Source organism: Leifsonia sp. NPDC058194 (genome assembly GCF_042883605.1).
Lineage (GTDB): Bacteria > Actinomycetota > Actinomycetes > Actinomycetales > Microbacteriaceae > Leifsonia.
This window is the reverse complement of record NZ_JBHVVL010000007.1, coordinates 90,947-108,132: the sequence shown is the minus strand read 5'-3', so window position 1 is coordinate 108,132 and position 17,186 is coordinate 90,947. Positions and strand designations below refer to the sequence as shown.

The window sequence follows — 17,186 nt, the reverse complement described above, 5'->3', positions numbered from 1 at the left end:
TCAGCCGAACCGACCCCGGGAGGGACATGACCGACCAGAATCTCGCCATCGTCGTGCTTGCGGCGGGCCAGGGCACGCGGATGAAGTCCTCGACTCCGAAGCTCCTGCACGAGCTCGGGGGCATCCCGATCGTGGGCCACGTGCTCGCCACGGCGCGCGCGCTCGACGCGGCGCACGTCGTCGCCGTGGTCCGGCACGAGCGCGACCGCCTGGCCGCGGTCATCGCGTCCGACCTGCCGGAGGCCGTCATCGTCGACCAGGACGAGATCCCAGGCACCGGACGAGCCGTCGAGCAGGCCGTCGCCGCACTCCCCGCCGACTTCAGCGGCGACGTGCTCGTCGTCAACGGCGACGTGCCGCTGCTCGACGCGGCGACCCTGAACGAGCTCATCGCCACGCACCGCGGGAGCGGCTCGGCGGCGACCATCCTCTCCAGCTTCCCCGCCGACGCGACCGGCTACGGCCGCATCGTGCGCAACGCCGCAGGCACCCTCGACCGCATCGTGGAGCACAAGGACGCGAGCGACGAGGAGCGCGCCATCGGCGAGATCAACGCCGGCATCTACCTCTTCGGCGCGGCGGCGCTGCGCGACGAGCTCGCCGCGATCACCACGGACAACGCCCAGGGCGAGAAGTACCTCACCGACGTGATCGGGCTCCTCCGCGAGGCCGGCTTCGACGTGGACGCCCTCCCGGTCGCCGACTCCTGGCTGGTCGAGGGGATCAACGACCGTGCCCAGCTCAGCGAGATGGCCGCCAAGCTCAACGCGCTTCTCGTGCGCACCTGGCAGCTCGCCGGTGTGACGGTGCAGGACCCCGCGACCACCTGGATCGATGTGCGGGCCAAGCTCGCGCCCGACGTGACGATCCTCCCCGGCACGCAGCTGCGCGGCGCGACCCTGGTCGAGACCGGCGCGACGATCGGGCCCGACACCACCCTCCTCGACTGCGAGGTCGGCGCGGGAGCGACGGTCAAGCGCACCGACGCCACCCTCGCCGTCATCGGCGCCGGAGCCACCGTCGGACCCTTCGCCTACCTGCGGCCCGGGACCGTGCTCGGCGCCGACGGCAAGATCGGCACCTTCGTCGAGACCAAGAACGCCACCATCGGCGCCGGAACCAAGCTGGCGCACTTCAACTATGTCGGCGACGCCGAGGTGGGCGAGAAGTCGAACCTGGGCGCCGGGGTCATCACGGCGAACTACGACGGCGTGAACAAGCACCGCACGCAGATCGGATCGCACGTGCGTGCAGCGACGAACACGGTGTTCGTGGCGCCGGTTAGGATGGGTGACGGAGCGTACACAGGAGCGGGAACCGTCGTCCGCAAGGACGTCCCGGCGGGCTCGCTGGCCATCACCGTCGCCCCTCAACGCAACATCGAAGGCTGGGTCGCGCAGAAGCGGCCGGGCACCGACGCCGCCCGAGCTGCGGAAGAAAGCGGAGAATAAGTGTCTGGGATCACCGCGAACGGCCAGAAGCGCCTCGTCCTCATCTCGGGGAGGGCGCACCCCCAGCTGGCCCAGGAGATCGCCGAGAGCCTCGGCAGCGAGTTGGTCCCCACCGACGCCCGCACCTTCGCCAACGGCGAGATCTACGCCCGCTTCGACGAGAGCGTGCGCGGCTCCGATGCGTTCGTCATCCAGTCGCACACCTCGCCGATCAACGAGTGGCTGATGGAGCAGCTGATCATGGTGGACGCCCTCAAGCGGGCCTCCGCCAAGCGCATCACCGTCGTCGCCCCGTTCTACCCGTATGCACGGCAGGACAAGAAGGGTCGCGGCCGCGAGCCGATCTCGGCGCGCCTCGTCGCCGACCTGTTCAAGGCGGCGGGTGCCGACCGCATCATGTCGGTCGACCTCCACGCCGCCCAGATCCAGGGCTTCTTCGACGGTCCGGTCGACCATCTCTTCGCGATGCCGGTGCTCCTGGAGCACATGAAGCGCGAGCTCGACCCGTCGACGCTCACCGTCGTCTCTCCGGACATGGGCCGCGTGCGCGTCGCCGACATCTGGAGCGACAAGCTGGGCGCGCCGCTCGCGATCATCCACAAGCGCCGCGACCCGCTCGTCCCGAACCAGGTGTCGGTGCACGAGATCGTCGGCGATGTGAAGGGCCGCGTCTGCCTCCTGGTCGACGACCTGATCGACACCGGCCGGACGATCGTGAAGGCCGCGGAGGCCCTCAAGGCCGCCGGTGCGACCGGTGTCGTCGTCGCGGCGACGCACGCCGTCTTCAGCGACCCCGCCGTCGAGCTGCTGCAGTCCGACTTCATCGACTCGGTGGTCGTCACCGACACCCTCCCGCTGCCGGAGCACAAGCGCTGGGACAAGCTCACCGTCCTGCCGATCGCGCCGCTGCTCGCGGACGCGATCGAGCAGGTCTTCACCGACGGTTCGGTGACGTCGATGTTCGACGGGGCCGCGTAGTCCCGGAAGAACCGGCCGAAACGACGGCTTTCTCCACACCGTCGAGCCCGGACGAGGAGCGGATGGCCGCTCCGATCCGGCTGCTGGCGTCCGCGTAGCGGCGATCGCCGAGCACGGTCCTCACCGCGGCGGCGATGGCGTCCGGCGCCGGCTTGTTGGTCCCGAGGCTGATCCCCACGCCGGTCCATGCGACCCGGGCCGAGACCTCCGTCTTGTCCTCCGTCGTCCCGGCGATCACGACGGGCACCCCGTGCTCCATCGCGTAGTGCACCCCGCCGTACCCGCCATTGGTCACATAGACGGCCGTCCGGGGCAGGAGCTCGTCGTACGGCAGGTAGGGGGCGACGCGCGCGTTGGCCGGGAGGTCCGCGCCCAGGTCGACGACGGGCCGGCCGCCGGTGCTGGCGACGACCCAGACGTCGGCGTCCGCCAGGGCGCGGATCGTGGGGAGGATCAGGTCGCCGAGCTCGCGGTTGGCCACCGTGCCCTGGGTGACGTGCACGATCGGGCGGCCGTCGGCGAGGTCGTCCCACCAGGCGGGCAGCGGAGCGGCGGAGCGCTGGGTGCGCGAGACCGGTCCGACGAAGTGGACGGGGACGGCGGCATCCCGACGGGGGTACTCGAACTCGGGAACGGTGAACTGCACGACCCCGTCCGCGTGCGACGGCCAGTCGAGGATGAACCCGTCGAGGGGGGTTCCGGCCGCGCGGGCGATGCGCACCGCCTCCTTCTGCACCGGGGCGAACACGGCCTTCTCGGCGACGAGGGTGAGGAGCGCGTTGCGGACGCGACCGGCCGCGCCCGCCTTCGGCGGCACCCCGAGGCCGAACGGTGCGGTGTCCCTGCTCTTCAGTCCGAGCGGCACGATGCCGAGGTTGAGGACCGGCGGGCGCGCGGCACTGGGCCGGGCGGTGAGCAGCGCGGCGCCGAGGAAGAGGCTCTCGGCCAGGACCACGTCGATCCCGTGCCGGTCGATCGCGGCGTCCATCGCGGCGAGCTGCACCGGGGAGGGGCGGAGGAAGATGGCGCGCATGTCGTACCGGATGCCCGCGGGACCGGTGAGCCCGACCCGTCCGGGGAACGCCGCATCCATGTCGGTGTCGTCGTAGTCGGCGTCGGCGGGGAGGGGCAGGACGGTCGCCCCGGTGTCGGCCGCGCGGCCCGCGTACCGGGCTCCGGTGAGGAAGAAGACGTCGTGCCCGCGTTCGACGAGCGCACGGCTCACCGCGAGGAGGGGCGTGACGTGGCCGTGGACGGGTGTGCTGCAGAGGAGGATGTTCATGAGTTCTCGCATCTCGGGTTAGAGTTGAATAAACGTCAACAGTATTCACTACACACGAAGGGTAGTCAATAGTGCCGGAGTCGACCACGCGCCCCTATCGCTCCACGCTGCGTCAGGAGCAGGCCAGGCAGACCCGCGAGCGCATCCTGGATGCGGCGGGCGCGGTGTTCGCCGCGCGGGGATACGCCGGGGCGTCGCTGGCGGAGATCGCGACGGCGGCCGGTGTCTCGGTCGAGAGCGTGAAGGTGCACGGGCCCAAGCGCGCATTGCTGCTGGCGGCGTTCGAGCGCGCCTTCGCGGGGGAGGCCGGGGAGGCGTCGCTGACCGACCGCCCCGAGATCGCTGCGATCGCCGCGATCAAGGACCCGGACCGGATGCTCGGCGAGCTCGTCCCGTTCATCGCCGTCGCGAACGCGCGAACGGGCGCGCTCTGGGCGGCGTTCACGGCAGCGGCACGAGACGATGCCGAGGTGGGCGTCGCGATGGCCGGCCTGCTCGAGCGCCGGCACGCCGACTACGGCGGCATGGTCGAGCTGCTGGCGGTGCGAGGGCTGCCGGGGCTCCGCGACACCGGCGAGGGCGAGCGGCGGGAGCTGGCCGATGCCCTGTCGTTCGTGATGTCGCCGGAAGGGCATCAGCAGCTCGTCGGCGAGAGCGGCTGGACGTTCGAGCGTTACAGCGCGTGGCTGCTGGCGACCGTCCGGACCCTCACGGCAGGCGGTGCGGCGTCGAGGGGATGAGGCCGAGCGGAGCGACGAACGTCGCGTCGCCCTCGGTGTTGAGGGCGTAGCACTGCCAGCCGGGGCCGACCGGACCGGCGAGCTCGAACCGCGCCGATGAGCCGGTCGCGTCGGGCTCGTACTGGCGCACGTAGACCGCGCAGGTGCTCTCTGCGGTCGCGGTCTGGATGTTGATCGTCAGCAGGACGCCCGGCAGCACGAGTGCGGCGAGGGCGACGACCACGAACACGCGCGTGGCGATCATCCGCCGATGATTCGGCGATCGGTCGAGCGGCTCGTACTCCGCCAGCTCCGGGTGCTCATCGAACGTCACCCTCCGAGTCTCGTCTCCCGCGCGCCCCGAGTACAGCGGAAGTGCTCCGAATCCTGTCGATTCGGAGCACTTTCCCTGTGGTTCGCCGCTGTCAGTGCGAGGAGCCCTCGGACTCGATCTCGGTGCGGTCGCCCGACCACAGCGTGTGGAACGTGCCGTCCTTGTCGACGCGCTTGTAGGTGTGCGCGCCGAAGAAGTCGCGCTGGCCCTGGACCAGGGCGGCCGGGAGCCGCGTGGACGCGAGCGAGTCGTAGTACGACAGTGCGGCGCCGAATCCGGGGACCGGGACGCCCGAGAGCGCGGCCGTGGCGACGATGCGGCGCCAGGCGGCCTCGCCCTCGCGGACGGCGTCGGCGAAGTACGGCGCCTCGAGCAGCGTCGCGATGTCGGGGTTCTCGTCGTAGGCGTCGGCGATGCGGTTGAGGAACTGTGCGCGGATGATGCAGCCGCCGCGCCAGATCTTGGCGATCTTGTCCTTGTTGATGTTCCAGCCGTACTTCTCGGCGCCGGCGATGATCGCGTCGAAGCCCTGCGCGTACGCGACGACCTTCGAGGCGTAGAGCGCCTTGGAGACGTCGTCGGCGAAGGCGGCCACGTCGGAGGTCTTCTGCACCTGGGGGCGGGACTGGATGGTCGCCTGCACGGCGGCGCGCTGGCCCGGCTTGGAGGAGACCGCGCGGGCGAAGACCGCCTCGGCGATCCCGCCGACCGGCACGCCCAGGTCGAGCGCGTTCTGGACCGTCCAGACGCCGGTGCCCTTCGAGCCCGCCTGGTCGAGCACGATGTCGACGAACGGCTTGCCGGTCTCCGCATCCACCTGGCGCAGCACCTCGGCGGTGATCTCGATCAGGTACGACTCCAGGTAGCCCGCGTTCCACTCGGTGAACACGTCGGCGATCGCGGCGGGCTCGAGCCCGCCGACCGTGCGGAGCAGGTCGTAGGCCTCGGCGATGAGCTGCATGTCGGCGTACTCGATGCCGTTGTGGATCATCTTCACGAAGTGGCCGGCGCCGTCGGTGCCGACGTGCGTCACGCACGCCTCGCCCTCGGCGACCGCGGCGATGGACGACAGGATCGGGCCTAGGGTCTCCCACGACTCGGCCGATCCGCCCGGCATGATCGACGGGCCCTTGAGCGCGCCCTCCTCGCCGCCGGAGATCCCGGTGCCGACGAAGTGGATTCCGGAGGGGCTGATCCGCTTCTCGCGTTCGATGGTGTCGAGGAAGTTCGCGTTGCCGCCGTCGACGATGATGTCGCCGGGCTCGAAGCGCTCGGCGAGCTGCTCGATGACCGCGTCCGTGCCCTTCCCGGCCTGGACCATGATGATCGCCGTGCGCGGCGTGGCGAGCGAGGCCACGAAGTCGTCGATCGACTCGGAGGCGACGAACCCTGCTTCGGGATGCGCGCCGATCAGCTCCTCGGTGCGGGCGTAGGTGCGGTTGTAGACAGCGACCGTGTTGCCCTCGCGGGAGGCGAGGTTGCGGGCCAGGTTGGAGCCCATCACCGCCAGACCGACGACTCCGATGTTGGCGGTTGCTTCCTGTGACACGTGGTGCTCCTTCAGAGATGCCGTCATGGCGGAGGGCTTCCGCCACGACGGGGTGAGGTCGGGGGATCGGCTCTCCCGCTGGTGGCAAGAAATCGAGCGACTGCCCGTCCACCCTATCCCGCGGTCGGGGGCCGTCGTACGGATAGCGTGGGTATATGACGAACCCCGAGCTCCGCGTCGCCGTGGTGACGCCCTTCGATCCCGGTCTGGCGGAGCTCGTGGTCCGTCTGGAGCCGCGGATTCGGCTCGACTGGGATCCCGAGCTGCTTCCTCCCATGCGCCGGGCGGCCGACTTCGGCGGCGACCCGGCCTTCCGGCGGACATCCGAGCAGCAGCGGCGCTTCGAGGCGTCGATCGACCGTGCCGATGCTCTCTACGGCATCCCCGACCTGAGCGCCGACGAGATCGCCCGGGCGGTTCGGGCCAACCCGCGTCTGCGCTGGGTGCACACGATGGCCGCGGGCGGCGGCGGCACCGTCAAACGCGCCGGGCTCACAGCGGAGGAGCTGCGCCGAGTCGCGTTCACGACCTCCGCCGGCGTCCACGGGGGTCCGTTGGCCGAGTTCGCCCTGTTCGGATTGCTCGCCGGCGCCAAAGACCTCCCCCGCCTCCGGGCGGACCAGCAGTCGCGTACGTGGCCGGAGCGCTGGGGCATGGGCCAGCTCGCCGACCAGACCGTCCTCGTGCTCGGGCTCGGTGGCATCGGCGGCGAGGTCGCGCGCCTGCTGACGGCGTTCGGCGCCCGGGTGATCGGGACCTCCCGTCACGAGCGGCACGCGCCGGACGTGGACGAGCAGGTGCGACCGGAGGCCCTGATCGCGGTGGCGGCCCGGGTGGACGCGGTCGTCGTGGCGCTCCCCGGGACGACGGCCACCGACGGGATGCTGGGCCGGGCGTTCTTCGAGGCGGCGAAACCGGGACTCACCGTGGTCAACGTCGGCCGCGGCACGGTGATCGACGAGGACGCGCTGCTCGCCGCATTGGATGCCGGCCGGGTCGGCTTCGCGGCGCTCGACGTGACGGCGGTGGAGCCGCTCCCGGACTCCAGTCCGCTGTGGACCCATCCGCGGGTGCTCCTCAGCCCCCACACCGCCGCGCTGACCGACGGGGAGGAGCGTCGGATCGCCGAGCTGTTCGCCGACAACGCGACCCGGCTGCTCGACGGCCGGCCGCTCCGCAACCGCGTCGACACCGTCGACTTCTACTGAGGATGGACGACGAGATGGTGGTGGGGCAGGAGAGCGCGCAGGTCGTGGTCATGGGCGTGTCCGGGTCGGGCAAGAGCACGGTCGGCGCGCTCCTCGCCACCGTGCTCGGCGTGGCGTTCATCGACGGCGATGCTCTGCATCCGGCGGCGAACGTCGCGAAGATGACCTCCGGCATCCCGCTGACCGACGACGACCGCGAACCGTGGCTCGACGCGGTCGGCAGCGCCCTCGCGGCGGCCGCTCCCGGCGGGCTCGTCCTGGCCTGTTCGGCGCTGAAGCGCGCGTACCGCGACCGCATCCGCTCCCACGCCCCCGCGGTGCTCTTCGCCGAGCTCGACGGCACCCAGGCGCAGCTCGCGGCGCGCATGGACCGCCCGGGGCACTTCATGCCGGCCTCGCTCCTCGCCTCCCAGCTCGCGACCCTCGAGCCGCTCCAGGCGGACGAGCGGGGACTGCGCCTGGATGTCGCCGAGGAGCCCGGGACGCTGGCCGCCGTGATCGCGGACCGCGCCCGCTCAGAATTCCGGTAGACTGGGCCACTGAACTTCGGCGAGGGAAGCAGGCGGTGTTCCGCAGGCTTCCGTGATCGACGCGGTGGAGCAGGCTACGCAGTCTTTCCTCGCGCACCTCGATGCGCTCGAGTCGACAATCCCACACTGCGAGCACTGCTCGCCCGAATCCCCGGCCGCTGGCCGGCTAGGAGAACATCATGGCTGACGAGTCCAACAAGGTCGTCGCAGAGGTCCGCGACAGCTTCGGCAAGGGCGCGGCCCGCAAGATCCGTGCCGCAGGCAAGATCCCCGCCGTCATCTACGGTCACGGCACCGAGCCGGCGCACGTCACCGTGCCGGCCCACCAGGTCGGGCTGCTGCTCCGCAAGGCGAACGCGGTCCTCGACCTCGACATCGCCGGCAAGAGCCAGCTCGTCCTCGTCAAGGACGTCCAGAAGGACCCGGTGCTCCAGATCATCGAGCACCTCGACCTCATCGTGATCAAGAGCGGCGAGAAGGTCGCCGTCGAGGTCCCCGTGCACGTGCAGGGCGAGTCCTACCCGGGCACCATCGCGGTGCTCGAGGTCAACACCCTCCGTCTCGAGGTCGAGGCCACCCACATCCCAGAGAACATCGTCCTCGATGTCGAGGGCGCTGTCGAGGGCACCCAGTTCCACGCCAAGGACTTCACCCTCCCGAAGGGCGCGACCCTGGCCGAGGACGAGGACCTGCTCATCCTGAACGTCCTGGTCCCGGCCGCTGCGCGCGGCGACGAGGACGAGGCGGGCGAGGCCGCTGCGGAGTCCGAGGCCTCCGCCGAGGCTGCGGAGTAGTCACTCCCGATGGAATCATCCCGTCCGACGGACGGACCTTGGCTCGTAGTCGGGCTCGGCAACCCCGGGCCCGGCTACGCCGCCACCCGTCACAATGTGGGTCAGATGGTGCTCGACGAGCTCGCCTCGCGCGGCGGTCTCACCTTCAAGACCCACAAGACGAACGCGACCGTGGCCGAGGGGCGTCTCGCTCCCGGCGGCCCGCGGTTCGTGCTGGCCAAGCCGAACACGTACATGAACGTGTCCGGCGGACCGGTCTCGCAGCTGCTGCGGTTCTACTCGCTCGACCCGTCGCGCCTGATCGTCGTGCATGACGAGCTCGACATCCCGTTCGACACGGTGCGCCTGAAGTTCGGCGGCGGCCACGGCGGGCACAACGGCGTCCGCGACATCGTCGCAGCGACCGGGACCGGTGACTTCACCCGCGTGCGCGTCGGCGTCGGACGTCCTCCGGGTTCGCAGGCCGCCGCGGATCACGTGCTCAAGGCCTTCAGCGCCGACGAGCGCAAGAATCTGCCCATCCTCGTCGGCGACGCCGCGGACGCCGTGGAGCAGATCGCCGCCGAAGGCCTCACCTCGGCACAGAACCGCTTCCACGCCGCCCGCTGACCGCCGCGGGCCGCCGACATTCGTGCGAATGTCGCGTCGCGCACAGGCCGTGCCGGGAGACTGTACAGTCGCCGCACAGCGCGCCGCCGTACCGTGTCGGCCATGGAGTTGTTCACGCGCGAGTGGGGTCAGGGCGACCGCCATGCGGTCCTCGTCCACGGGGTGATGTCCGACTCCCGCAACTGGCGCCGGGTCGGTCCGGTGCTCGCGGATCGCGGCTACCACGTGGTCGCGGTCGATCTTCGCGGGCACGGCCACAGCCCGCGCACCGGCGAGTACTCCGCCGAGCTGATGGCGCAGGACATCGTCGACACCGTGCCCGCCGAGCCGGAGCTCATGATGGGGCACTCCCTCGGTGGTCTCACCGTGAGCCTGGCCGTCGAACGGTTGCGTCCCGAGCGCGTCGTCTACGTCGACCCGGCCTTCTCGTGCCCGGCGGCGAACTGGTTCCAGCGGATGCTGGCGCCCGCCTTCCTCAAGACGCTCGCCCGGCAGTCGGCCGCCCGCATCGCGAAGCGCAATCCGCGGTGGGACCCGGCCGACGTCGCGATCGAGGTCGAGACGTTCCGCGCATTCGACCGGGCCGCGATCCCGACCGTGCTCGCCCCGAGCGTCATGCGGGCCCCGACGACGATGATGGTGCCGTCCCTGGTCATGCTCGCCGACAACTCGCATCTGGTGAAGCCGGAGGTCGCCGACGGCCTGCGCGACGCCGGATTCGACGTGCGAGTGGTGCCGGGCTCCGGTCACGTCATCAACCGCGACGACCACGACGGCTTCATGCGGGCACTCGAGGGCTGGATCTGACGACGGCGGAGCGTGACGCTCGCCTACAGTGAAGCCGTGACCCCCTCCGGCTCGGCTCTCGTGCTCGTCGCGCGCACGGCGCGGGTGCTCACGGCACTTCCCGATGAACCGCTCGCGCCCGAGGCCGCAGAACGGCGCGACCGCCTGGGCGCCACCGCGGATCGCGACGACTTCACCGCGGCCAGACTGCTCGCGACGGCAGCCCATCGGGCACTGAGCGACGAGCCGTTTGCGGCCGGGCGGCTCGTGCAGCGGTGCGAGACGTGCAGCGGCCCGCACGGACGACCGCAGGTGACCCCCGCCGGTCTCCACCTGTCCTGGTCGCACGCGCACGGGGTGGTCGCAGCTGCGGCCGCACCCGGAAAGCTCGGCGTCGACGTCGAGACAGCCATGCGGCGTGGCGACGGTCCGATCGCCACGGCGCTCTCGGCGGCCGAGCGTCGCCTCGTGAGCGAGAGCGCCGACCCCGAGGCCGCCTTCCTGCTGGCCTGGACGGCCAAGGAGGCTCTGGTGAAGGCGGGCGTGGCCGAGCTCGACGGATTCGCCGGACTGACCGTGCTCGCGGGCGACGCCCGTCTCGTCCCGCGCTACGGAGGTCTGAGCCTGGATGCGCGCCGCGGCGACGGGTTCTCTGCGTCGGCGGCCACGCCTGGCCCCGCGCTGTGGCGGACGATCGATGCCGCGGGCGGCCTCGTGCCCCTCCCTCTCGGTGCTGTCGGAGGCTCCGCGTAGACTCTCCCGAGTGATACTCCAGGGCTTGATCACGGCGCTTCAGCGCGCCTCCACGTTCGCTGACGCGCTCGCGTACGCGGGCCGCGACGCCGACTTCTCGCTCACGGACGGGCTGCGCGCCCCGCTGCTCGCCGGCCTCATCCGCCGGCGCGCCGAGCAGGACGCCTCGCAGGCGGTCCTCGTGATCACGGCCACCGGGCGGGAGTCCGAGGCGGTGCGGGGCGCCCTGCCCTGCGTGCTGCCCGAGGCCGAGATCGTGGAGTTCCCCGCGTGGGAGACCCTCCCGCACGAGCGGCTCAGCCCGAGCGCCGAGATCGTCGGAAAGCGCCTGACCGCCCTGCGCCGCCTCGTCGACTGGGGGACGGGCGACCGGACGAAGCCGTTCGTGCTGGTCGCCTCCGTGCGTGCCGCCCTCCAGCCGCTGGCCGACAACCTGACCGACTACCCGACGGTGCGGCTGACGGCGGGCGGCCGCGGCTTCGACCTCTCCGGTCTCACCGCGCAGCTGGTCGACCTCGCGTACGCCCGCGTCGACATGGTCACCCGCCGGGGCGAGTTCGCAGTGCGCGGCGGCATCCTCGACGTCTTCCCGCCCACGGCTGACCACCCGTACCGGGTGGACTTCTTCGGCGACGAGGTCGAGCAGATCCGCGCGTTCTCGGTCGCCGACCAGCGCTCGCTGCCCGAGCCCATCCCCGCCGTCGTGCTGCCGCCGAGCCGTGAGCTGCTGCTCAGCGAGTCGGTCCGCCAGCGTGCACGCGAGATGGAGCACGAATTCCCGAGCCTGTCCGGGATGCTCGCGAAGATCGGAGAGGGCATCCCCGTCGAGGGCATGGAGTCGCTGGCGCCGGCGCTGGTCGACCGGCTCGTCCCGCTCACGCACTACCTCCCCGACGGTGCCGCGGTCGCCGTGCTCTCGCCCGAGCGCGTCGCCTCCCGCGCCGTGAGCCTCGCCGAGACCAACCGCGAGTTCCTCTCGGCCGCCTGGAGCGCGGCCACGGTCGGAGCGGCAGCCCCCATCGACCTCGCCGCCGGCGACTTCCTCACGCTGCAGAAGCTGCACGACTCGGTGAAGTTCAGCCGCCCCGGTGCACCGGCCCAGGACCACCCGTGGTGGACGATGAGCGGGTTCCAGGCGGACGCCGGTTCCAGTGAGACAGAAGTGTTGCCCGAGCACCGTGAGCTCGAGGAACATCTTCAGGTCCGCATCGCGGCGGACGCGGTGCCGAGCTTCCAGGGCAACGTCTCCGGCGCGGTCGGCCACGTCGCCGCGCGGCTGCGCGACGGCTGGCGGGTCGCGGTCGTCGCCCAGGGCAACGGGCTCGTCGAGCGCGCCGCCCAGGTCCTGGGCGAGGCCGAGCTGCCGGCCCGGCCCGTCGAGGAGTTCCCGGTGGACCCGGAGCCCGGTGTGGCGTACCTGCTGAAGGCGAACGTCGAGCACGGCTTCGAGGTGCCCGAGATCAAGCTCGCGATCGTCGGCGAGAGCGAGTTCTACGGGCGCACGATCGGCTACGACTCTCGACAGGTGAAGAAGCTCGCCGCCCGCCGCAAGAACGTGGTCGACCCGATGCAGCTCAAGCCCGGCGACTATGTCGTGCACGAGACCCACGGCATCGGCAAGTTCGTCGAGCTGACACAGCGCGAGGTGTCGAGCGGCGGCCGCAACGCGGTCAAGTCGAAGCGCGAGTACCTGGCCCTGGAGTACGCGCCGTCCAAGCGCGGCTACCCGGGCGACAAGCTCTACGTGCCGACCGACCAGCTCGACCTGCTCAGCCGCTACGTGGGCGGGGAGGCCCCGCAGCTCAGCAAGATGGGCGGCAGCGACTGGTCGGCCGCCAAGGGGCGGGCACGCAAGGCCGTGCGCGACATCGCCGTCGAGCTCGTCAAGCTCTATTCCGCGCGGATGGCGAGCAAGGGCTACGCGTTCGGGCCCGACACCCCGTGGCAGCACGAGTTGGAGGAGGCGTTCCCGTTCGCCGAGACGCTCGATCAGCTGCAGACCATCGACGAGGTGAAGTCCGACATGGAGCGGCCGATCCCGATGGACCGGCTCATCTCGGGCGACGTCGGCTTCGGCAAGACCGAGATCGCCGTGCGGGCCGCCTTCAAGGCCATCCAGGACGGCAAGCAGGTCGCGATGCTCGTGCCGACGACGCTGCTGGTGAAGCAGCACGCCGAGACGTTCCTCGAGCGCTTCGCCGGCTTCCCGGTGCACGTGCGGCAGCTGAGCCGCTTCCAGACCGACAAGGAGGCCCGGGAGACCCTGGCGGGCATGGCCGACGGCACCGTCGACCTCGTCATCGGAACCCACCGCATCCTCGCCGAAGGGGTCACCTTCAAAGACCTCGGCCTGGTCATCATCGACGAGGAGCAGCGCTTCGGCGTCGAGCACAAGGACCAGCTGAAGAAGCTCAAGACGAACGTCGACATCCTCGCGATGAGCGCGACGCCCATCCCGCGCACGCTCGAGATGGCCGTCACCGGCATCCGCGAGATGTCGACGCTCGCGACGCCGCCGGAGGACCGCCACCCGATCCTCACCTTCGTCGGGCCGTACTCGGACAAGCAGGTCGCCGCCGCCATCCGGCGCGAGCTGCTGCGGGAGGGGCAGATCTTCTTCGTGCACAACCGGGTCGGCTCGATCTCGGCGACGGCCGCCAAGCTGGCCGAGCTGGTGCCGGAGGCACGCATCGGCGTCGCGCACGGCAAGATGAACGAGCACGCGCTGGAGCAGGTGGTCGTCGACTTCTGGGAGCGCCGCTTCGACGTGCTCGTCTCGACGACGATCATCGAGACGGGTCTGGACATCTCCAATGCGAACACGATCATCATCGACCGCGCCGACAAGTACGGCCTGAGCCAGCTCCACCAGCTGCGCGGCCGTGTCGGTCGCGGGCGCGAGCGGGCGTACGCGTACTTCCTGTGGGATGAGAACAAGCCGCTCAGCGAGACGGCGCACGACCGTCTCTCCACGATCGCGGCCAACAACGACCTCGGAAGCGGCATGCAGGTCGCCCTGAAGGACCTCGAGATCCGCGGCGCGGGCAACCTGCTCGGCGGCGAGCAGTCCGGCCACATCGCCGGCGTCGGCTTCGACCTCTACCTGCGGATGATCGGCGAGGCCGTCTCGACGTTCCGCGGCGAGGTGGCGGAAGGCCAGACCGAGCTGCGGCTCGAGCTGCCGGTCGACGCGCACATCCCCGAGGAGTACGTGGACAGCGAGCGCCTGCGGCTGGAGGCGTACCAGAAGCTGTCGTCGGCCAGCGCGCCCACCTCGAAGGACGGCCAGATCGACCTCGTGCTGGAGGAGCTCACCGACCGGTACGGCGAGCCTCCCGTGCAGGTGCGGAACCTCGTCGCCGTATCCCGCCTCCGCCGCGCTGCGCAGAAGGCCGGGCTGGGGGAGGTCGTGGCCATGGGATCCAACCTCCGTCTGGCTCCCGCGCTGCTGCCCGACTCGCTCCAGGTGCGCCTGCAGCGCATGTACCCCGGGTCGAAGTACCACGCGGCCCCCAAGGTGGCCATGGTCCCGCTGCCGCGCGTGAACGGCGAGCCGGTCGACGACGCCGCCCTCATCGAGTGGGTCGCGACGCTGCTCGGCGCCCTCTTTCCCGTCCCCGAGCCCGCGACCGAACCCGCCGCCTGACACCCCGCCCCGTTGACGGGTGCGCACGCAACGGAGGAGATCCCGGTCCGACACGTCCGGATCTCCTCCGTCGGCTGCCGATCGCCGTCCCGGTCGAACGTTTCCCCTCCGCTACGGACGCGGGTGGAGACGGCGGAAGCGACGGGCGAGCAGCGTGACGAGGATGCCGGAGACGACGATGGCGATGCCGGAGCCGAGGAGGACGGCGAGGGTGCCCTCGGCGCGGACGAGGTCGGAGGATGCGAAGGCGAGCTCGTTCATCAGCAGCGACACGGTGAAGCCGATTCCCCCGAGCGCGCCGACGGCCACGAGCCCGAACAGCGGGATGCGGGCGCGCTCCTCCTTGGTGCGGGTGAAGGAGCCGAGCCAGCCGCCGAGGGTGATGCCGATCAGCTTGCCGACGGGCAGGGCGACGAGGATGCCCCAGAAGGCCGGCGTCAACTGGGCGGGGGAGACGGACGGGATGACGACGAGGGCCGCCGAGAACGCGAACAGCGGCAGGATGAGCCCGTTCGACCACGGCTCCAGAGCGTGGGCCGTGCGACGCGCCGGCGGCCGCGACATGACGAGGCCGAGGGCGACGCCGGCGATGGTGGCGTGCACGCCCGACTCGTGGACGAGCCACCAGGCGAGCACCGCCACGAGCACCATCAGCACGCCGATCGGCCAGCGCAGCCGTCCGCGCAGCATCCGGCTGAGCAGCCCGAACACCACCACGGCGACCGCCGCCAGCACCAGGTCGAGAAGGTTCGGGTCGGTGGTGAAGAAGACCGCGATGATCAGGATGGCGATGAGGTCGTCCAGCACGGCCAACGCCAGCAGGAACACGCGCAGCCGGTTGGGCAGCCCGCGCCCGAACACCGCGAGCACGCCGAGCGCGAAGGCGATGTCGGTCGCGGTCGGGATGGGCCAGCCGGCCTCCTGACCGGTGCCCGCGGTGAACGCCAGGTAGACGAGCGCCGGCACCGCGACTCCCGCGACGGCGGCGATCGCCGGATGGATGGCCTTGGCGAACGAGTTGAGCTCGCCGGCGACGAGCTCGTGCTTCAGCTCGATGGCGACGATGAAGAAGAAGATCGCGAGCAGGCCGTCGCTGATCCAGTGGCCCACGCTCATCGAGGCGATGCCGAGGTCGAGGTCGGCGTGCTGCAGGTCGACCAGCGCCGGGCCGGCGGCGGTGTTCGCCAGCAGCAGTCCGAGGGCGGCGGCGCCGAGCAGGAGGCCGGCGGCGGTGCGTTCGGATCGGATGATGCTCATCGGGAGTACAGCCCTTCTCGCACCGGGTGCGGGTGGGGTGGGTCACGGGAGCGACGCGAACACGTCACCCGCCGACCAGACTTCCCGGCACACCGGGGGCGAGTCTACCGGAGGGGCCGGACCAGGCAGAAGAGGTGGCCGTCGCGGTCCCGGAGGACGGACTGGCGCTCCTGCCAGGGCTGATCGGCCGGCGGGTCCACGATCACGGCCCCGGCGGCGACGGCGGCGACGGTCGCCTCGTCGACGTCGTCGACGCCGAAGCTGACGGCGACGCCCGCGTCGCCGGGGGTCGGTGTGCGGCGGTGCAGCAGCACCTGGGTCGCGGCGCCCGGCGCGGCGCCTGCCGTCTCCGCGGCGCCCGGCGCGGCGCCTGCCGGGTCGCCGGGGTCTGTCGTCAGCATCGCCACGTCGTCCGCGGTGTAGAGCTCGGCGAGTCCGAGCACGTCGCGGTACAGCGCGAGCGACGCGTCGAGATCGGTGACGGACACGGTGACGCGGGCGATGCGACTGGCCATGCAGCCAGGGTAGCCGGAGCTGCGGCGGTGAGAGGATGGGGGAGTCCTGAGGAGGAGCACGATGACCGACCCGGCCCCCAGCAAACTCGACGAGCTCGTCGCGGTGACCGCGCGGCTCCGCGCTCCCGGCGGATGCCCGTGGGATGCCGACCAGACGCACGAGTCGCTCGTCCAGTACCTCATCGAGGAGACCTACGAGCTGGTGGAGGCCATCGAGAACGGCACCCGCGAGGACATGATCGAGGAGCTCGGGGACGTGCTGTACCAGGTGCTGTTCCACGCCGACATCGCCGCCCACACCCCGGGGGAGGACTTCGACCTCCAGGACGTCGCGGCGCAGATGACCGCCAAGATGGTCGGCCGGCACCCGCATGTCTTCGGTGGCGGCCGGACCGCCGAGACCGCGGACGATGTGGTCGGGTTCTGGGACGACCTCAAGAAGGCGGAGAAGCCGGGGCGCACGAGCGTGCTCGACGGCATCCCGCAGGCGATGCCGTCGCTCGCGCTGGCCGACAAGCTGCTGGGACGTGCGCAGAAGGTCGGGCTGATCGACCTCGCCGAGGGCGGCGGAGTCGCTGTGAGCAGCGAGGACGAGCTCGGCCCGCTGCTGCTCGCGATCGTCGCCTCGGCGAAGTCTCAGGGGCTGGACGCGGAGCGCGCCCTGCGGTCGACCCTGCGGGAATTGCAGGGTGAGATCCGGGAGCAGGAGGCCCGGGAGGCCTGATCCGGGAACCGGAGCGACGGGTTCGGGTGGTGAGGTCCGAGAGCTTAGGTT

The 17,186-nt window shown here is 71.1% G+C and carries 16 protein-coding genes; 11 read left to right on the top strand and 5 right to left on the bottom strand.

The features are described from left to right. Positions 1-26: 26 nt before the first annotated feature. Positions 27-1,451, top strand: coding sequence for a bifunctional UDP-N-acetylglucosamine diphosphorylase/glucosamine-1-phosphate N-acetyltransferase GlmU (glmU, locus tag ACFVU2_RS20560; RefSeq protein ID WP_387878422.1), 1,425 nt, complete (start codon positions 27-29; stop codon positions 1,449-1,451). Next, a complete protein-coding gene (locus ACFVU2_RS20555; protein ID WP_387878419.1) occupies positions 1,452-2,429 on the top strand; it encodes a ribose-phosphate diphosphokinase in 978 nt (325 codons plus the stop codon). On the opposite strand, the gene ACFVU2_RS20550 is transcribed toward ACFVU2_RS20555, so the two are convergent. After that, positions 2,386-3,711: a glycosyltransferase gene (locus tag ACFVU2_RS20550; protein ID WP_387878417.1), complete on the bottom strand. Its 1,326-nt coding sequence runs from the start codon at positions 3,709-3,711 to the stop codon at positions 2,386-2,388. The genes ACFVU2_RS20555 and ACFVU2_RS20550 overlap by 44 nt on opposite strands. 71 nt (positions 3,712-3,782) lie before the next feature. Between ACFVU2_RS20550 and ACFVU2_RS20545 the strand changes: the two genes are divergently transcribed. Continuing rightward, the gene (locus ACFVU2_RS20545; RefSeq protein WP_387878415.1) at positions 3,783-4,451 is read left to right on the top strand and encodes a TetR family transcriptional regulator; all 669 of its coding nucleotides are present in this window, start codon (positions 3,783-3,785) and stop codon (positions 4,449-4,451) included. Here ACFVU2_RS20545 and ACFVU2_RS20540 read toward each other — a convergent pair. Then, entirely contained in the window at positions 4,420-4,764 is a 345-nt protein-coding gene (locus ACFVU2_RS20540) for a hypothetical protein (RefSeq protein ID WP_387878413.1), read from the bottom strand. The genes ACFVU2_RS20545 and ACFVU2_RS20540 overlap by 32 nt on opposite strands. A gap of 91 nt (positions 4,765-4,855) precedes the next feature. After that, positions 4,856-6,340, bottom strand: a complete 1,485-nt coding sequence (gene gndA, locus ACFVU2_RS20535; RefSeq protein ID WP_387878411.1) for an NADP-dependent phosphogluconate dehydrogenase — start codon at positions 6,338-6,340, stop codon at positions 4,856-4,858. A gap of 128 nt (positions 6,341-6,468) precedes the next feature. Between gndA and ACFVU2_RS20530 the strand changes: the two genes are divergently transcribed. From ACFVU2_RS20530 to mfd, 7 genes are all read left to right on the top strand, one after another. Further along, positions 6,469-7,521 carry a D-2-hydroxyacid dehydrogenase gene (locus ACFVU2_RS20530; RefSeq protein WP_387878409.1) on the top strand — a complete coding sequence of 351 codons (1,053 nt, stop codon included), beginning with the start codon at positions 6,469-6,471 and terminating at the stop codon, positions 7,519-7,521. Between the two features lie 2 nt (positions 7,522-7,523). Further along, a complete protein-coding gene (locus tag ACFVU2_RS20525) occupies positions 7,524-8,051 on the top strand; it encodes a gluconokinase (protein WP_387878407.1) in 528 nt (175 codons plus the stop codon). Positions 8,052-8,230: 179 nt separating this feature from the next. Next, positions 8,231-8,845 (top strand): 50S ribosomal protein L25/general stress protein Ctc, encoded by a 615-nt coding sequence (locus tag ACFVU2_RS20520; protein ID WP_387878405.1) that lies wholly within the window; start codon positions 8,231-8,233, stop codon positions 8,843-8,845. Between the two features lie 9 nt (positions 8,846-8,854). Further along, complete coding sequence (gene pth / locus ACFVU2_RS20515) at positions 8,855-9,454, top strand: aminoacyl-tRNA hydrolase (protein WP_387878403.1); 600 nt, start codon at positions 8,855-8,857, stop codon at positions 9,452-9,454. 102 nt (positions 9,455-9,556) lie between these two features. Then, positions 9,557-10,261 carry an alpha/beta fold hydrolase gene (locus ACFVU2_RS20510; protein ID WP_387878400.1) on the top strand — a complete coding sequence of 235 codons (705 nt, stop codon included), beginning with the start codon at positions 9,557-9,559 and terminating at the stop codon, positions 10,259-10,261. A gap of 36 nt (positions 10,262-10,297) precedes the next feature. Then, positions 10,298-10,993, top strand: a complete 696-nt coding sequence (locus ACFVU2_RS20505; RefSeq protein ID WP_387878398.1) for a 4'-phosphopantetheinyl transferase superfamily protein — start codon at positions 10,298-10,300, stop codon at positions 10,991-10,993. A gap of 10 nt (positions 10,994-11,003) precedes the next feature. After that, positions 11,004-14,639, top strand: coding sequence for a transcription-repair coupling factor (mfd, locus tag ACFVU2_RS20500; protein ID WP_387878397.1), 3,636 nt, complete (start codon positions 11,004-11,006; stop codon positions 14,637-14,639). Positions 14,640-14,750: 111 nt separating this feature from the next. Here mfd and nhaA read toward each other — a convergent pair whose 3' ends face one another. After that, on the bottom strand, positions 14,751-15,896 hold the full coding sequence (gene nhaA, locus ACFVU2_RS20495) for a Na+/H+ antiporter NhaA (protein ID WP_387878394.1): 1,146 nt from the start codon (positions 15,894-15,896) through the stop codon (positions 14,751-14,753). A gap of 104 nt (positions 15,897-16,000) precedes the next feature. After that, positions 16,001-16,411: a VOC family protein gene (locus tag ACFVU2_RS20490; protein WP_387878392.1), complete on the bottom strand. Its 411-nt coding sequence runs from the start codon at positions 16,409-16,411 to the stop codon at positions 16,001-16,003. Positions 16,412-16,472: 61 nt separating this feature from the next. On the opposite strand from ACFVU2_RS20490, the gene ACFVU2_RS20485 reads away from it, so the two are divergent. Beyond that, entirely contained in the window at positions 16,473-17,135 is a 663-nt protein-coding gene (locus ACFVU2_RS20485) for a MazG family protein (RefSeq protein ID WP_387878390.1), read from the top strand. Positions 17,136-17,186: the final 51 nt, after the last annotated feature.